We start from the raw sequence: 828 nt of genomic DNA, 5'->3' as shown, positions 1-828 counted from the left end.
ATCGGATGCTGCGTCTTATGGTAAGGCATTGTTCTTCCAGATTTACGTCCTGCCATGCCAAACCACAGGCTTCTCCAATACGAAGCCCGGCATAATAGGCTATCTGGATTGGAAGTATTGCGGCTGGGTTCTTTTTTTGAAGATACGTAAGCAGTCTTTCATAATCTTCTCGTGAAATTGGTTGGATATTTCCGTCCATGTCCTCATCCGAAAACAAATCAACTTCGTCCGTCTGATACCGCAGTTTAATATACTGCATGGGATTGAACGTAATATACTGTTTTGGAAATACTGCAAAGCGGAAGGACTGCTGCATGACTGCGGAAAAAGAATGGATGTAATCTTTGCTGTAACCCTTTTTCTCTTTTCCATCGGGATGAACTCCCCCAAAGGAAAGCAAATCAAAGAAGGATTGCAAATGCTCAGAGGTTACATTTTTTAATTTCCGTTCTGCCAATGGGTGTTTCTTGATATTTCGGATTGTTCCGAGGTAATTCTCCACAGTACCATTGCTGAGCGTACCTGTTTTTAATTCCTCCTCTGCCCACACATCCAGAAGTTGTCCGACTGTGAGATTTTCCGCTTTGGCAACAAATTTCTTTTTTTCATAATCATCCATTGCCTGACGGAGCAGCTTTTCAGTTTCACTTTTGCTTTCTGTTCCAACGCATTCTTTTTGAACAAGATTGCCGCTTGCGTCCTCTACATAGAAGCGATAGTACCATTTCTTTCCTTTTTTTCTTACAGATCCTTTTGCCATAATCGTATATCTCCTTTCGATATTAGACAATCGGAACTGATGAAATGCTTCGTGCGTGTAAGTATATC

The 828-nt window shown here is 41.4% G+C and carries 1 protein-coding gene; it reads right to left on the bottom strand.

Features of this window, described 5'->3' with window-relative positions:
- A partial coding sequence (locus tag PGU50_RS17860) for a tyrosine-type recombinase/integrase (protein WP_270247649.1) occupies positions 1 to 760 on the bottom strand: 760 nt, incomplete at its 3' end.
- Positions 761 to 828 lie beyond the last annotated feature (68 nt).

Origin of the sequence: Coprococcus sp. AM11-30B (assembly GCF_027674365.1) — a bacterium.
In the GTDB taxonomy this organism is placed as follows: Bacteria; Bacillota; Clostridia; order Lachnospirales; family Lachnospiraceae; genus Allocoprococcus; species Allocoprococcus comes.
Note: the sequence above shows the minus strand (reverse complement) of the source record. Positions and strands in the feature narration are given on the sequence as shown.